Origin of the sequence: Pseudoxanthomonas mexicana, assembly GCF_001556105.1 — a bacterium.
In the GTDB taxonomy this organism is placed as follows: domain Bacteria; phylum Pseudomonadota; class Gammaproteobacteria; order Xanthomonadales; family Xanthomonadaceae; genus Pseudoxanthomonas_A; species Pseudoxanthomonas_A mexicana_A.
Genome location: NZ_LSIF01000058.1, coordinates 16,841 through 32,897, shown reverse-complemented (window position 1 = coordinate 32,897; position 16,057 = coordinate 16,841). Strand labels below are relative to the sequence as shown.

The following is a 16,057-nucleotide window of genomic DNA, read 5'->3' as shown; positions in this document are numbered from 1 at the left end:
GTTTACCAGCCCGGCCCGCCGCGCCCGGCGGACGCCACGCAGGCTGCTAAGATGCGGCGCTCACTGGTCCATTGGGCACCTGCATGATCCGCAGCATGACGGCGTTCGCCACCGGCGAACGCGCCACCGAAGGCGGCACGCTGGGGGCCGAACTGCGCGCGGTCAACCACCGTTTCCTGGAACTGGGCGTTCGCCTGCCGGATGAACTGCGCGTGCTGGAGCCGGCGCTGCGCGAGCGCGTCGCTTCGCGCGTGTCGCGCGGCAAGCTCGACCTGACGCTGCGCCTGCGCGCGCCCGAGGGTGACGGTGCGCTGCAGCTGAATCCGCGCGTGGTCGCGCAGCTGTCCGAACTGGCCCAGGATCTTGCCGCGCGCCTGCCCAACCTGCGCACCGAGCTGACCGACCTGCTGCAGTTCCCCGGCGTACTGCAGACCAAGGGCGTGGACATGGACGCGCTGCAGGCCGAGGCACTGGCGCTGCTGGATGCGGTGCTGGACCAGTTCGTGGCCGCGCGCGAACGCGAGGGCGGCAAGCTGGTCGCGGCGATCCTCGAACGCGTGGACGGTATTGCCGCGCTTGCCGTGGAAGTCCGTGCGCTGATCCCGCTGATCCGCGCCGGCCAGCGGCAGAAGCTGGAAGCCCGGATGGCGGACGTTGCGCAGAACATGGAACAGGGCCGGCTGGAGCAGGAACTCGTGCTCTGGCTGCAGAAGCTCGACGTGGATGAAGAGCTCGACCGCCTCGACAGCCACGTCAAGGAGATCCGCCGCGTCTTCACCCAGAAGGAGCCGCAGGGTCGCCGGCTGGATTTCCTGCTGCAGGAATTCAACCGCGAAGCCAACACGCTCGGCTCCAAGTCCGTCGACATCCGTACCACCAATATCGCGGTGGAGTTGAAGGTGCTGATCGACCAGATCCGCGAACAGTCGCAGAACATCGAATGAAGCGCGGAACCCTCTACATCGTCGCGGCGCCGTCGGGTGCGGGGAAAAGCAGCATCGTCAACGCGGTGCTGGCGCGTGACGCCGACATCGCCCTGTCGATCTCGTTCACCTCGCGCGCCGCCCGCCCGGGTGAGCGGCATGCGCAGCATTACCACTTCATCAGCGCCGACGAGTTCAAGGCGATGATCCGCGCCGGTGATTTCTTCGAGTACGCCGAGGTGCATGGCGACTGGAAGGGCACGGCGCGGCAGTCGGTCGAGCCGCAGCTCGATGCCGGCAAGGACGTGCTGCTGGAGATCGACTGGCAAGGGGCGCGCCAGGTGCGCGAGAAGGTGCCGGATGCCGTCAGCGTGTTCATCCTGCCGCCGTCACGCGACGCGCTGGAGCAGCGCATGCGCGCCCGCGGGCAGGACAGCGAAGAGGTGATCCAGCGCCGACTGGCCGCCGCCCGCGAGGAGATGTCGCACTACAGCGAATTCGACTACGTCATCGTCAATGACGTGTTCGATGAGGCGGTGGCGCAGATGCACGCCATCTTCACCGCCAGCCGCTTGCGCCGGGAGGCGCAGGACGTGCGGCATGCCGGGCTGATCGCCGCGCTGCTGGCGGAGTAACCCGGCGCGGGGGTTCTGGCGCACCCTTCAAGGGCTGGGAGCCTGCTTAACTGGTTGATTTTCAAGGAAAGACTTGCAATGCCGTGCCCGGCTGCCTACAATCCCGGCCCCTTTCCGTATTCACTGGGCGGCCAGCCGGTCGCCGGGAGCCCGCATGGCCCGCATTACCGTCGAAGATTGCCTGGAAGTCGTAGATAACCGTTTCGATCTGGTCACGATGGCCGCCAAGCGCGCTCGCCAGCTGGCGAACGGCGTGGAGCCGCAGATCGACAACAACGAAGCCCAGGACAAGCCCACCGTGCTGGCGCTGCGCGAAATCGCCGCCCGCAAAATCGACAACGCGTTGATCGACCGCGTCGAGAAGTCCGAGCGCGAGCGCGCCGAGCGCGAGGCGCTGGAATGGGCCGCCGCTGAAGTGGTGGCCGACGACGACCTGTCCAAGGGCGACGACTGAGATCCACCCCATCTAACGTTTCCATCGAAACGGACGATCACCGGAAGGCCCGCGCAAGCGGGCTTTTCGCGTTGTTGCAGCATCGTATTGCGTTGCCGTTCCCGCGCGACTGGCATAGGCTGGCGACATGACCCCAGGCCGCACCGCCAAGGCACTTCGCAGCCCCGCTTCGTCACGCGACGAGAGCGTGCCGGAGTACGTCGCGCAGCTCGAGAAGACGGCTTCCTACCTGCCCGCCGAACAGTTGCCGTTGCTGCGCCGGGCCTGGGAAGTAGGCGCTGCCGCGCACGTCGGCCAGACGCGGAAATCCGGCGAGCCCTATATCACCCATCCGGTGGCCGTGGCGGGTGTGCTGGCCGAACTGGGCATGGATGCCGAGACGCTGATCGCGGCGATCCTGCACGACACCATCGAGGACACGCCGCTGACTGGCGCCGACATTGCCGCCGAATTCGGCGAATCGGTCGCGGAACTGGTGGAAGGCGTCACCAAGCTGGACAAGCTGAAGTTCCGCGATCGCCAGGAAGCGGCGGCGGAGAGCTTCCGCAAGATGCTGCTCGCCATGTCGCGCGACCTGCGCGTGATCATGATCAAGCTGGCCGACCGCCTGCACAACATGCGCACGCTGGGCGCCCAGAGCGCCGAGGCGCGCGGACGCATCGCCCGCGAAACGCTGGAGATCTACGCGCCCATCGCACAGCGGCTGGGCATGAACCTGGTCAAGTCGGAACTGCAGGACCTGGGATTCCGCGCGCTGCACCCGTGGCGCCACGCGGTGATCGACAAGCACATCCGCAGCCAGCCGGTGATGCGCCGCGAATCGATGGCGCAGATCGAGGCGCACCTGTCGCAGCGACTGGCGAAGGAAGGCATCGAGCATCGCCTGGTCAGCCGGGTGAAGACGCCCTGGAGCATCTACAACAAGATGCACGGCGAAGGTAAGAGTTTCGACCGGGTGATGGACGTGTTCGGCTTCCGTGTCGTGGTCGACTCGGTGCCGTCGTGTTACCACGCACTCGGCGCGGTGCATGCGCAGTACAAACCGCTGGATGGCCGGTTCCGCGACTTCATCGCCATCCCCAAGGCCAACGGTTACCAATCGCTGCATACGGTGCTGTTCGGTCCCTATGGTTCGCCCATCGAAGTGCAGATACGCACCATCGAAATGGACCTGATCGCGGAGCGCGGCATCGCCGCGCACTGGACCTACAAGTACGGCACCGATTCGCCCAACAGCGCGCAGAACCGTGCGCATGCGTGGATCGTGGAACTGATCGACAACCAGCGCGCCGCGGGTTCGTCGCTGGAGTTCCTGGACAACGTGAAGGTCGACCTGTTCCCCGACGAGGTCTACCTGTTCACCCCGAAGGGTAAGATCCTGTCGCTGCCGCGCAATGCCACGGCACTGGATTTCGCCTATGCGGTGCATACCGACGTCGGCAACCAGGCCGTGGCCTCGCGCGTGGACAAGAAGCTGGTGCCGCTGCGCACCAAGCTCGTCAGCGGGCAGAGCATCGAGATCATCACGGCCAAGTCCGCCGCGCCGAAGCCGCAATGGCTGGAATTCGTCGTCACCAGCAAAGCGCGCACCGCGATCCGCCACCAACTCAAGCAGCTGGAGCACGAGGATGCCGTGCAGCTCGGCCACCGCATGCTGGACCGCGCGCTGGAAGACCTGGACAGTTCGCTCGAGCGGTTGCCGCAGCAACGCCTCGAAGCCTTCCTGACCGAGCACAAGTACCCGCGCCTGGAAGCGTTCCTCGCCGACGTGGCGCTGGGCAACTGGATGCCGGCGCAGGCGGCGCAGGCGCTCACCGCATTCGCCGAACTGCGTGCGGGCGGCCATTCGAAGCATTCGCAGGAGAAGATCCTGATCACCGGCGGCGAGCGCGGCGTGGTCAGCTTCGCGCAGTGCTGCCAGCCGATCCCCGGTGACGAGATCATGGGCTACCACACCGCCGGCAAGGGCATCGTGGTGCATCGCCTCGACTGTCCGAACGTCGCCGAATTCCGCAAGTCACCGGAGCGCTGGGTGCCGATCGCCTGGGATGCGAAGGTCACCGGCGATTACGACGCCGCCTTGCTGATCGATGTGGAAAACCGCCCTGGCGTGCTGGCGCAGGTGGCCGCCGCGGTCGCCAAGAGCCAGTCGAACATCGAGCGCGTGGAATACCTCGAGCGCGACATCAACGCTGCCGTCCTGCGTTTCTCGATCCAGGTCCGCGACCGCAACCACCTGGCGGAAGTGATGCGCCGGCTGCGGCGCCTCAACGTCGTGCACGGGGTTCGCCGGCAATGACGCCGGGCGGGCCTCGCCCGCCGTTGCGATGCCCCTGGTTGGCGATGGCGCCGATGCGGACCCATCGCGTTCTTCGATCGTTGCTGTCGCGCCCGGATCGCGTGCGATGGCGGGCCTGGGCCCGCCCTACGTAGAATCCGGATACCCACACAGGAGTTGCGCATGACCAGGCAGATCATCCACACCGAGCAGGCGCCCGCCGCCATCGGCCCGTATTCGCAGGCCGTGCGTGCCGGCAACACGGTGTACTTCTCCGGGCAGATTCCACTCGATCCGGCCACCGGCAACCTAGTCGATGGCGACATCGCCGCGCAGGCGCGCCGTGCCTTCGACAATCTCAAGGCGGTGGCCGAAGCCGCGGGCGGTTCGCTCGACCGCATCGTGCGCCTCGGGCTGTACCTGACCGACTTGTCGCAGTTCGCCGCGGTCAATGCGGTGATGCAGGACTATTTCGCGTCGCCGTATCCCGCGCGTTCGACGATCGAGGTCTCGGGCCTGCCGAAAGGCGCGGCCTTCGAGGTCGATGCGGTGATGGTGCTCGACTGATCCACGCCTTGCCTTGGGCGGTTTCAGACCGCCTGGCGGGATGAGACCGGCAACCGGGTTTCGCTTGGCGTGTGCCCGGTCCAGCGCTTGAACGCGCGACGGAATTCGCGCACGTCGTTGAAGCCGATCAGGCCGCCGACCGCGGCGATGGTCAGCTCTGCTTCCTGCAGCAGGTCGAGCGCGCGCTCCGTGCGCACGCGGTCGTGTACCGCACTGAAGCTGGTGCCTTCTTCGGCGAGTTGGCGGCGCAACGTGCGTTCGCTCAGGTGCAGTGCCGTGGCGACATCCGTCATCTGCGGGTTCTCGCGCAGGCGCGGGCGCAGCTGGCGTTCGACGGCGGCGGTCGTTTCGCCCCGCAGCGACATCGCCGCGAGTTGCGCCTGGCACAGCGCCAGGGCCTGCCGCGACGTTACCGGGTTGTAACTGGCGAATGGCATCTCCAGCCAGCGGCGATCGACGACGAGCGCGTGCTGCGCCTGGTTGAAGCGCACCTCGCAGGCGAACAGGTCGTCGTAACGCGCGGCGTAGCGGGGCGCCGGATAGCCGAGTTCCAGCCGCAGCGGATGGAACTCCGGACCTGCCAGTTCGCGCGCCAGCATCAGCGTGCTGGCGAACATCTCTTCGCACAGGAACGGGAGCAGGTCGGCGGCTTCCTCTGGCGCGGTGGCGACCACGGCCAGCGACCCGTCGTCGCGGTCCTGCAGGTTCAGGTCCATCAGCGGACCGAGGTTGCGCTGGTACGCCAGCCCGATCAGGACGGCGTCACCGAACGTGGGTGCGGTCTTCATCGCCAGGCCGAGCACGCCGAAATTGCCGCCATTCTGCTTCTCGCCCATGGCCAGGCCGACCCCATCGATCGGCAAGGTTGGCAGGGCGCGACGGATGATCTCGCTGGCCTGGCGGTAGGACACGCGCGCCTGCGGGTCGTGGATCTCCTGCACGTTCAGCCGCATGCCGGAGAACCAGCCTTCGGCATTGACGCCGAATTCCCCGGCCAGCAGCACGAGGCCGCACAGCATGTTGGTAGGCAGGTTCGCAATCGACAGGCGATTGCCGAGTCCGGTTTTCCAGCGCATCGAAGCCCCTCCAGCTTGTCCGCTTTGCCCCCCGTAGTATGCCGCTCCCGCCCTCCGTGTCACATGGGCCGCCGCACCAGACTGCGGAGCACTACGCAGGCGTATGGGAGGGGAGACTCATGCAGCGCACCAAGTCCTTGGCCGTGGCGACGACCGTGGCGCTGATGGCCGCCGGCTGCCAGCCGAAAGCGCCGGAAACCGCACCGGTCGCGCCGGCGGATGTTGCCTTCGCCACCACCCTGCAGGAGCGCCTGCTGGATGCGAAGCCGGGCGACGTGATCGAGATTCCGGCCGGCCGCCACGCCTTCGACCGCGGCCTGAGCCTGCGCGCCAACGGCGTGACGATCCGCGGCGCCGGCATGGACAAGAGCGTGCTGAGCTTCAAGGGGCAGAAGGCCGGCGCCGAGGGCCTGCTGGTCAACGGCGACGACTTCATCATCGAGAACCTCACCATCGAGGACTCCAGGGGCGACGGCCTGAAGATCAGCGAGTCGTCGAACATCACCATCCGTGGCGTGAAGGTCCAGTGGACCGGTGGGCCGAGCACGAAGAACGGTGCCTACGGCATTTACCCGGTGCTGACGAAGAACGTGCTGATCGAAGACACGGTGTCCATCGGCGCTTCCGACGCCGGCATCTACGTGGGCCAGTCGGACGGCGTGATCGTGCGCCGCAGCCGTGCCGAACAGAACGTGGCCGGTATCGAGATCGAGAACACCATCAACGCCGACGTCTACGAGAACGTGGCGACCGGGAACACCGGCGGCATCCTCGTCTTCAATATGCCCGGGTTGTCGCAGCAGGGCGGCAACATCCGCGTCTACGCGAACAAGGTGGTCGCCAACAACCACGAGAACTTCGGCGCCAAGGGTACGCCGGTGGCCAGCGTGCCGGCGGGGTCGGGCATCGTCATCAATTCGAACGATGACATCGAGGTGTTCGGCAACGAGATCCGCGACAACGCGACCGCCAACATCATCGTCTCCAGCGTCTACTCCACCGGCTACAAGGACAGCAGCGCGTCGCCGAACTTCGATCCGTACCCGGAGCGCATCCATATCCACGGAAACACGCTGTCGGGTGGCGGCGACTCGCCGGACGGGTTCGACCTGAAGGCGTTGAAGGTGGCCACCTACGGCTTGCGCGGCAGCTTCCCCGACGTGCTGTGGGACGGCTACTTCAATCAGGACCGGGTGGTGGACGGGAAGAAGGTCGGGCCGCAGATCTGCCTGCGCGGTGTCAGCGGCGTCATCAACGCGGACGGCCCCGGCGGCTACAAGAACCCGAGCAAGGACGCGAAGCGCCACGACTGCGAACTGCCGCGCCTGCCGGCAGTCGACCTGAAACGCGGTTGAGAACACGCGTGCGGAATCGCATGGCAGCGATCCTGGTGGCGGCTACAGCCAGCATGGCGCTGCCCGCCTGCCGACCGGCGCCGGAAGTGCATTTCTTCGCCGAAGGCCAGCCGGCGACGCTGGGCGAATGGGGCGTGCTGCGGATCGAAGCAGGGCGCCTTCGCCTCAACGAAGGCGTGGTGCCGTACGACCTCAACACGCCGTTGTTCAGCGACTACGCACACAAGCTGCGCACCGTATGGATGCCGACGGGCACCTCGGCGACGTACCAGGCCGAACGGAGTTTCGATTTCCCCGTCGGCACTATCCTCAGCAAGACGTTCTACTACCCGCTGCCGCAAGGGCAGGCGTGGGACGGAACGTCCGTCGCGCGTACGCCGGCATCAACGTCTTCGCTGGAAGGCGAGACACTGGACCTGGCCAAGGTGCGTCTGATCGAAACCCGGTTGCTCGTGCATCGTACCGACGGCTGGGTAGCGCTGCCTTACGTGTGGAACGAGGCGCAGACGGAAGCAACGCTGAAGCGCACCGGCGAGCTGGTCGCGCTTGAACTTGTCGATGCGCAGGGCAAGCGCGAGGCCGCCGACTATCAGGTGCCGGACCAGAACCAGTGCGGCGGCTGCCACATCACCGACAACAAGTCGCGCAAGCTGTTGCCGATCGGGCCGAAGGCGCGTCACCTCAATCGCGAGTTCGATTACGCCGGCGGCAGGGAAAACCAGCTGGCGCATCTGGTGCGCGTCGGTTATCTGGCCGGGGTGCCGGCGTCGCCGCCACGACTGGCCGGCGCGATGGACGAGCAGGCGCCGCTCGATGCGCGTGCGCGCGCCTACCTCGACGTGAACTGCGGTCATTGCCACAGCGCGACGGGTCCTGCGATCACCTCGGGCCTGTGGCTGGATGCTCGTACGCAGGATCGCCTGAAGCTGGGCTTCTGCAAGCAGCCCATCGCGGCGGGCAAGGGCACCGGCAACCGGCGATACGACATCGTGCCGGGGCATGCGGCCGATTCCATCTTCGATTACCGGTTGGACAGCGACGACCCCGCGATCATGATGCCGGAGCTGGGGCGCTCGGTCGTGCATCGGGAAGGCGTCGAACTGATCCGGGCATGGATCAACGCGCAGACAGGCAGTTGCGACACCGCGACAGGTACGGGCAGTGAACCACCGCCGGCCACCTGAGGCCGGTTTCCGCACAACGCTTCCGGGAGGGCATGATGAGAGTGATGCAACGGAATCTGGTCGTGGGACTTCGGCGCGCGCTGTTCGGCAGTTGCGTGGTGCTGGGGGCGAGCGGGACGACCTGGGCGCAGGCGACGCCCGAAGGCGAACGGCAGGCCACCAACCTCGACACCATCACCGTGACCGCACAGAGTCGCCAGCAGGAACTGCAGGACGTGCCGATCGCGCTGCAGGTCGTCGACCAGAAGCTGCTCGATGACGTCGCGGCGGAGAACCTCGGCGACATCGATGCCTTCGTGCCGGGCCTGGTGGTGGACGCTGTCCAGCCGACCCAGCCGTCGTTCCGCCTGCGTGGCGTGGAGACCAACGACTTCGGCATCGGCACCGATCCGGCGGTGGGCATCTTCGTTGATGGCGTGTACGGCGGTCGGGGAGGTGGCGTGTTGCTGCCGTTCCTTGATGTCGAACGCATCGAAGTGCTGAAGGGGCCGCAGGGCACGCTGTTCGGACGCAATACCGCCGCGGGCGCGATCTCGCTGGTGACGCGGCGGCCGCAGGATGAAACCGAGGCGAGGCTGCGCCTTCGGCTCGGCAACTATGGCAAACAGTACGCCGACGCGATGTGGAACATCCCGACCGGCGAGAACTCGGCCCTGCGCGTCAACGCGCTGTTCAACAACAGCGATGGCTGGTTCCAGGATGGTGCGACCGGCAAGGACCTGGGGGGCGAGAACGTGTGGGCCGCGCGTGCGGCCTGGCAAGTGCGGCTGGGCGACAACACCACCGCGCTGCTGAGCTGGGACCACGAGAGCCTGGACCAGAAGGGCCGCGTCACCACCGGCATCGTGCCGTTGCCGGCGTATCCGCAGCGGCCATCGGTACCGGTCGACACGGCCGACTACGTGGATCCGCGCAAGGTCCGGACCTACAGCGACGCGGCGAGCGCCGAGTGGCGCACGTTCGATGGCGTCACCCTGATCCTCGATCATGCCTTCGCCTGGGGCAACCTGACGTCGACGTCGTCATACCGCCAGTACGACTCGCTGAACCAGACCGAGGAGGACGGCACCAATCGCGCCGACCTGTACATCGACTCGGTCAACACCGAGAGCAACGAGACTTTCTACCAGGAGTTCAAATTCGCCGGCAGCAACGCGCAGCTGGACTGGGTGGCGGGCGCGAGCTTCTTCAAGGAGGACGCCAAGCAGACCAGCGAGGTGAACACGAATACCGAAGCGGTGGACAACATCGTGCGCAACCTCGGCATCGCGCCGACGCCGGATGGCAGTCTGTTCGGGTTCACCTCGATGCTGGCGCAAATGAATGGCATTCCCGTCTCGCTGGTGGGTGACCGCTGGAACGAGCGCTTCAACAACACGCTGTCGACCACCGCGTATGCGGCGTTCGGAGATGTCATCTGGCGCGCGACCGACAGGCTCAACCTGACCTTCGGCCTGCGCTACACCCGCGACGAGAAGGATTTCACCTGGCTCAACACGCCGCGCAACGCGCCCGAGCTGGAAGCCAAGCTGGCGCTGCTGGAGTCGATGGGCTTCTTCGGCGCACTGGGGCAGATGGGCATTCCGATCACGCGCCAGTTGCTGACCTTCGACATGGCCTTCATCGACCCGCCGGCGATGGTCAACAAGGGCATGCTGGTGCGCGACAAGCGAAGCTGGAGCGATATCAGCCCGCGCTTCGTCGTGGATTACCGCCTGGATGAGAGGACCATGGTGTTCGGTTCGTTGGCCAAGGGGTACAAGGCCGGTGGTTTCAACGCGTTGCAGATCGGACCGGCGTTCGAGAACGAGGATGTCTGGAATCTGGAGGTCGGCATCAAGCAATCGTTCGGGCGCTTCGCGTGGAACGCCTCGCTGTTCCATTACCGCTACGACAACCGCCAGTCCGTGCGCCTGATCGATCCCGATCCCAACAACCCCGTCGACATTCCCCGTTTCGTGTTCGACACCGGCGATCTCGCAGCCACCGGCCTGGATGTCGACATGCGCTGGAAGGTGACTGATGCGTTCACGCTGGACGCGCAGGCCGAGTGGATCGATTCCAAGTACAAGGACTACGTGACACCGGAGGGCGTGGATCTGGACGGCGAGCCCACCGGGGAGCCGCGCTTCAGTGCTTCGCTCGGTGCGGCTTACCAGGTGGACCTGGCCGGGCATGGCGAGCTGCGTTTCTCGGCACGCCACGCCTATCGCGGTCGCAGCCGCTGCAATGCCGGCTCGGACCTGCAAGGCGACTGCGGCATCAATGCGCTGCTCGACATCGGCGAAGCGCGTGAACGCACCGATATGCGCATCGGCTGGACCGCACCGAAGGGATACTGGAGCTGGGCGATCTACGGCAACAACGTGTTCGACAACCAGTACGTGAAAGGCCTGAATACCTACGGTCGCGGTCCGCTCGGCGTGGTGGGCGCCACCATCACCGAGCCGCGCACGTACGGCATGGAAGTGGCCGTCAAGTTCTGATCCGCGCGGTGACGCGTCGGGCGTGGGCCCCGGCATCGCGAGATACCGGGGTTTTTGTTTGGTGCCGTTCCCGGCATCCTTGTGCCATGCCCGCACGTCGCGACACGCCGTCCATCGACCTTTCCGCCGAACCCCTGAGCCGCCTGCCCGGCGTCGGTCCACGCGTTGCGGAAAAGCTGGCAGCGCGCGGATTGCTGACGATGCAGGACCTGTGGCTGCACCTGCCGCTGCGCTACGAAGACCGCACGGCGATCACGCCGATCCGCCTGCTGCAGCCAGGCGTACCGGCGCAAGTGGAGGGTCGGGTGGACGCAGTGGAGCGCGGCTTTCGCTATCGGCCGGTGTTGCGGGTCGCGCTCAGCGATGATTCCCGTGGCACGCTGGTGATGCGCTTCTTCCATTTCCGTGCCGCGCAGGTCGCGCAGTTCGCCGTGGGTACGCGCATTCGTTGTTATGGCACGCCCAAGCCTGGTCAGCACGGGCTGGAGATCGTGCACCCCAGCTATCGCGTGCTGGGCGAGGACGATGACGCGGCGCTCGGCGATGCTCTGGACCCGATCTATCCCGCCGTGGAGGGTTTGGGACCGGCAAGCATCCGCAAGCTGGTCGGCCAGGCACTGGAGCGCTTGCCGGACAACGATCGTTTGGAGTTGCTTCCCGCCACGTTGCTGGACGGACTACGCCTGCCGTCGCTGCGACAGGCGCTGCTGACCATGCATCGGCCACCCCGTGATGCCGATGTCGCAGCGCTTGCCCTGGGCACCCACCCGGCACAGCGCAGGCTCGCCATAGAGGAACTGCTGGCCCATCACCTGAGCCTGCGACGGCAGCGGTTGGCGCTGCAGCGGCATGGAGCGCCTGTGTTGAAGGGCAAGGGCGCCCTGGTGAAGGCGCTGGTCAAGGCGCTGCCGTTCACGCTGACAGGGGCGCAGCAGCGCGTCTTCGCGCAGATCCGCGAGGACATCGGCAAACCCTCGCCGATGCTGCGGCTGGTGCAGGGCGATGTCGGCAGCGGCAAGACCGTGGTGGCTGCACTGGCGGGCATGCTGGCGGTGGAGGCGGGCAAGCAGGTGGCACTCGCCGCGCCCACCGAGTTGCTGGCCGAGCAGCATCTGGCCAACCTCCGCGCCTGGCTGGAACCGCTGGGCGTGCGTGTGGCGTGGCTGGCCGGCAAGGTCACCGGCAAGGCGCGCGCCACGGTGCTCGCGCAGGTCGCGTCGGGCGAAGCACAGGTGGTGGTGGGCACGCATGCGCTGATGCAGGAGACCGTGACCTTCCATGACCTCGGTCTTGCCATCGTCGACGAGCAGCATCGATTCGGCGTGCACCAGCGGCTGGCCTTGCGCGACAAGGGCGCAGGCACGAATTGCGTGCCGCATCAGTTGGTGATGACGGCGACGCCCATTCCGCGCACATTGGCGATGGCGGCGTACGCGGACCTGGATGTGTCGGCCATTGACGAGCTACCGCCCGGGCGCACGCCCGTGCAGACGGTGGCGCTGAGCGCAGAGCGGCGACCGGAACTGGTCGAGCGCATCCGCACCGCCTGCGCGGAGGGGCGGCAGGCGTACTGGGTCTGTACCCTGATCGACGATAGCGATGAAGTCGTTGCGCAGGCCGCGCAGACCACGTTCGAAGCCCTGTCCGCATCGCTGCCTGATGCACGCGTTGCGCTGGTGCACGGCCGCATGAAGGCAGCCGACAAGCAGTCCACGATGCGCCGGTTCAAGGAGGGCGAGGTCGATCTGCTCGTGGCGACGACGGTGATCGAAGTCGGGGTCGATGTGCCCAACGCCTCGCTGATGATCATCGAGAACGCGGAGCGATTGGGTCTCGCCCAGCTGCACCAGCTGCGCGGGCGTGTCGGGCGTGGCGCCACCGCATCGACCTGCGTGCTGATGTACCAGCCGCCGCTCTCCATGATGGCCAAGCACCGGCTGGCGACGATGCGGCAAACCAACGACGGCTTCGTCATCGCCGAAAAGGATCTCGAACTGCGCGGGCCGGGCGAACTGCTGGGTACGCGCCAGACGGGCCTTGCGGCCTTCCGCGTCGCCGACCTGGCGCGTGATGCGGGCTTGCTGCCGCAGGTACATGCACTGGCGGAACGGCTGCTCGCCGATGATCCGGCAGTGGCGGACCGCGTGATCCAGCGATGGGTCGGTGGTGCGGCGCGGTACGCCTCGGCGTGATGCGCTGCGGCTTCCGCTGGCCCGGCATCGGTGACAGACTCGCGGACCAATAGACGAAGCGAAGAACGATGACGGACAAGATTCCCCTGCTGATCGACACCGATCCCGGCGTCGACGACGCGCTGGCGTTGTTGATGGCCTTCAACGATACGCGCCACGACATTGTTGGCCTGACCATCGCCGCCGGCAACGTGGGCCTGCAGCACACCGTGCGCAATGCGTTGAAGCTGTGCGAAGTGGCAGGACGCGACGACATTCCGGTGTTCGCCGGCGCACCGGCGCCGCTGCTGCATCCGTCGCCCGATGCGGGTTACGTGCACGGACAGGATGGCTTTGGTGACGTCGGATTTCCGCCCGCCGCCCGCCAGGCGGAGGCCGAACATGCAGCGCTGGCGATCCTGCGGCTGTCGCACGAACATGCGGGGCGGCTGGTGCTGGTCGCGCTGGGGCCGTTGACCAACGTCGCGCTGGCGCTGAAGCTGGACCCGACACTGCCGAAGCGGATCGCGCGCTTCGTGGTGATGGGCGGTGCGGTAACCTGCCACGGCAACATCACGCCGGCTGCGGAGTTCAATTTCTACTTCGATCCGGAGGCCGCTCACTTGGTGCTCGAGGCCTTCGAGCGCTACGACCTCGCCGACTGGGAGGCCACCATCGCCCACGGCCTGCATCACGAGCGTGTCGCGGAATGGCTGCGGGCCGATTCGGACCGTGCCCGCTTCTACGACCGCATCTCCGAGAAGACCCGCTCCTGGTCCGCCGATCGCCGCGGTGACCACTGGTTCGCGGCTGACGCTTTGGCCATGGCCTTCGTGCTGGCGCCGGACGGGTCCGTGGAACTGGCCGAGCGGCCGCTGGCGATCGAACTTCAGGGCGCCCACGCCCGGGGCGCCTCGGTCGTGGACTGGCGCCGGGAAGGGGGGCAGCCGGACAAGGCCAATATCCTGCTGCGCTACGACCAGACCCGTTTCGAGACCCTGATCGAGTCGGCGCTGGCCGCCGGCTGACGGCAGGGTTGCGCCGGGTGGGAGGGGCGGTCTACAATGCCGCTCTTCCATTCCCGCTACACGGTGTTACCGCCATGAAGGCCGACATCCACCCGAATTACCGCGAAGTCGTCTTCCACGACGTGACCTCCGATTTCAAGTTCCTGACGCGCTCCACGCTGGGCAGCAAGGAAACGATGAAGTGGGAAGACGGCAATGACTACCCGCTGATCAAGGTCGAAATTTCCTCGGCTTCGCACCCGTTCTACACGGGCAAGCACAAGGTCATCGACACCAGCGGTCGCATCGACAAGTTCCAGAAGCGCTACGCGCGCTGATCGAACCGTCGTTCGCCTGTTCCGCCTGCGGCCGCGCCTTGTGCGCGGCCGTTCGCGTTTGTGCGCACGCGATCATGTGCCGTGCCGGAACGCAGGGTTGCGCAGGCAGCCTTATTCTTTGGTCTGACGTTCGTGCGGTATCGAGCGACGGCTCCAAACCCGCTATGCGATAATTCGGCCCATCCAAGGTTCACTCCCTGGACTCCCGTCACACGCCGACAGGACCTCTGCCGGCGTTACCCCACGAAGGAGCGCACACTGTGTCCGAACTTGACCAGGTCACGCTGAATGCCGGCGACAAATCCGTCGTCCTGCCAGTCCTGAAACCCACGCTTGGCAACGACTGCGTCGATATTTCCAAGCTGACCAAGGAAACGGGTCTTTTCACCTACGACTCCGGTTTCACCGCCACCGCCAGCTGCAAGTCGGCCATCACCTACATCGATGGCGACAACGGCGTGCTGCTGTACCGCGGCTACCCCATCGAGCAGCTGGCCCAGCACTCCAATTTCCTGGAAGTGTCGTACCTGCTGATGAATGGCGAGCTGCCGACGGCGGCTGAATTCCAGAAGTTCGAACACGAGGTCACGCATCACACGATGATGCATGAGTCACTGAAGAACTTCCTGCACGGCTTCCATTACGACGCGCACCCGATGGCCATGCTGGCCGGTACCGTCGCTTCGCTCTCGGCGTTCTACCACGACACGCTGGACCTGGAAGATCCCGAGCAGCGCCGCCTGGCCGCCATCCGCCTGCTGGCGAAGATGCCGACGCTGGCTGCCGCCGCGTATCGCTATTCGATCGGCTGGCCGATCCGGTACCCGCGCAACAACCTGGAATACGTCGACCGCTTCCTGCACATGATGTTCGAAGTGCCGAGCGAGCCGCTGGAAGTGAACCCGGTCGTCGCCAAGGCGCTCGACCTGCTGTTCATCCTGCACGCCGACCACGAGCAGAACGCCTCGACTTCGACGGTGCGGCTGGTGGGTTCGACGGGCGCCAATCCGTACGCGTCGGTCGCTGCCGGCATCACCGCCCTGTGGGGTCCCGCACACGGTGGCGCCAACGAAGCCGTGCTGAAGATGCTGGAAGAGATCGGTACCCCCGACAAGGTGGAGACCGCGATCGCCAAGGCCAAGGACAAGGAATCGGGCTTCCGTCTGATGGGCTTCGGCCACCGCGTCTACAAGAACTTCGACCCGCGCGCCAAGATCATCCGCGAGATGACCCACAAGGTGCTGGGCGAACTCGGCGTCGACGATCCGATGCTGGAAGTGGCGATGAAGCTGGAAGAGGCCGCGCTGAAGGACGAGTACTTCATCCAGCGCAAGCTGTATCCGAACGTCGATTTCTACAGCGGCATCATCTACAAGGCGCTGAAGATCCCGACCGAGATGTTCACCGTCATGTTCGCGATCGGCCGCACCGCTGGCTGGGTGTCGCACTGGCTGGAGCAGCAGGTGGATCCGGAAGCGAAGATCGGCCGTCCCCGTCAGATCTACACCGGCTACGCGCCGCGTGACTACGTGGCGCCCGGCAAGCGCTGAGCGTTGCGGGAATTGCAATGAAAAAGGCCCCTC

At 66.1% G+C, this 16,057-nt stretch carries 13 protein-coding genes; 12 read left to right on the top strand and 1 reads right to left on the bottom strand.

Annotated elements, in window-relative coordinates; translation table 11 throughout:
* Positions 1-83 precede the first annotated feature (83 nt).
* From AX730_RS09895 to AX730_RS09875, 5 genes are all read left to right on the top strand, one after another.
* Entirely contained in the window at positions 84-944 is an 861-nt protein-coding gene (locus AX730_RS09895; protein WP_062355560.1) for a YicC/YloC family endoribonuclease, read from the top strand.
* A complete protein-coding gene (gene gmk / locus AX730_RS09890) occupies positions 941-1,558 on the top strand; it encodes a guanylate kinase (RefSeq protein WP_062355556.1) in 618 nt (205 codons plus the stop codon). Before AX730_RS09895 ends, gmk begins: the two co-directional genes overlap by 4 nt.
* A 154-nt stretch (positions 1,559-1,712) precedes the next feature.
* The gene (rpoZ, locus tag AX730_RS09885) at positions 1,713-2,012 is read left to right on the top strand and encodes a DNA-directed RNA polymerase subunit omega (RefSeq protein ID WP_062355553.1); all 300 of its coding nucleotides are present in this window, start codon (positions 1,713-1,715) and stop codon (positions 2,010-2,012) included.
* A 127-nt stretch (positions 2,013-2,139) separates the two neighbouring features.
* On the top strand, positions 2,140-4,311 hold the full coding sequence (locus tag AX730_RS09880; RefSeq protein ID WP_062355550.1) for a RelA/SpoT family protein: 2,172 nt from the start codon (positions 2,140-2,142) through the stop codon (positions 4,309-4,311).
* A 162-nt stretch (positions 4,312-4,473) separates the two neighbouring features.
* The gene (locus AX730_RS09875) at positions 4,474-4,857 is read left to right on the top strand and encodes a RidA family protein (RefSeq protein WP_062355547.1); all 384 of its coding nucleotides are present in this window, start codon (positions 4,474-4,476) and stop codon (positions 4,855-4,857) included.
* 23 nt (positions 4,858-4,880) lie between these two features.
* On the opposite strand, the gene AX730_RS09870 is transcribed toward AX730_RS09875, so the two are convergent.
* On the bottom strand, positions 4,881-5,933 hold the full coding sequence (locus AX730_RS09870) for an AraC family transcriptional regulator (protein WP_198147132.1): 1,053 nt from the start codon (positions 5,931-5,933) through the stop codon (positions 4,881-4,883).
* 119 nt (positions 5,934-6,052) lie between these two features.
* Here AX730_RS09870 and AX730_RS09865 point away from each other — a divergent pair, with 119 nt between their 5' ends.
* The 7 genes from AX730_RS09865 to AX730_RS09835 all read left to right on the top strand — a co-directional run bounded on the left by AX730_RS09865 (position 6,053) and on the right by AX730_RS09835 (position 16,024).
* Positions 6,053-7,288, top strand: a complete 1,236-nt coding sequence (locus AX730_RS09865; protein WP_062355544.1) for a parallel beta-helix domain-containing protein — start codon at positions 6,053-6,055, stop codon at positions 7,286-7,288.
* Positions 7,289-7,308: 20 nt separating this feature from the next.
* Positions 7,309-8,472 (top strand): SO2930 family diheme c-type cytochrome, encoded by a 1,164-nt coding sequence (locus AX730_RS09860; protein WP_062355541.1) that lies wholly within the window; start codon positions 7,309-7,311, stop codon positions 8,470-8,472.
* A 44-nt stretch (positions 8,473-8,516) separates the two neighbouring features.
* The gene (locus AX730_RS09855) at positions 8,517-10,958 is read left to right on the top strand and encodes a TonB-dependent receptor (RefSeq protein ID WP_062355538.1); all 2,442 of its coding nucleotides are present in this window, start codon (positions 8,517-8,519) and stop codon (positions 10,956-10,958) included.
* Between the two features lie 86 nt (positions 10,959-11,044).
* Positions 11,045-13,150, top strand: coding sequence for an ATP-dependent DNA helicase RecG (gene recG, locus AX730_RS09850; protein WP_062355534.1), 2,106 nt, complete (start codon positions 11,045-11,047; stop codon positions 13,148-13,150).
* A 68-nt stretch (positions 13,151-13,218) separates the two neighbouring features.
* On the top strand, positions 13,219-14,157 hold the full coding sequence (locus AX730_RS09845; protein WP_062355531.1) for a nucleoside hydrolase: 939 nt from the start codon (positions 13,219-13,221) through the stop codon (positions 14,155-14,157).
* 74 nt (positions 14,158-14,231) lie between these two features.
* The gene (locus tag AX730_RS09840) at positions 14,232-14,474 is read left to right on the top strand and encodes a type B 50S ribosomal protein L31 (RefSeq protein ID WP_062355528.1); all 243 of its coding nucleotides are present in this window, start codon (positions 14,232-14,234) and stop codon (positions 14,472-14,474) included.
* Positions 14,475-14,734: 260 nt separating this feature from the next.
* Positions 14,735-16,024 carry a citrate synthase gene (locus AX730_RS09835; RefSeq protein WP_062355525.1) on the top strand — a complete coding sequence of 430 codons (1,290 nt, stop codon included), beginning with the start codon at positions 14,735-14,737 and terminating at the stop codon, positions 16,022-16,024.
* Positions 16,025-16,057 lie beyond the last annotated feature (33 nt).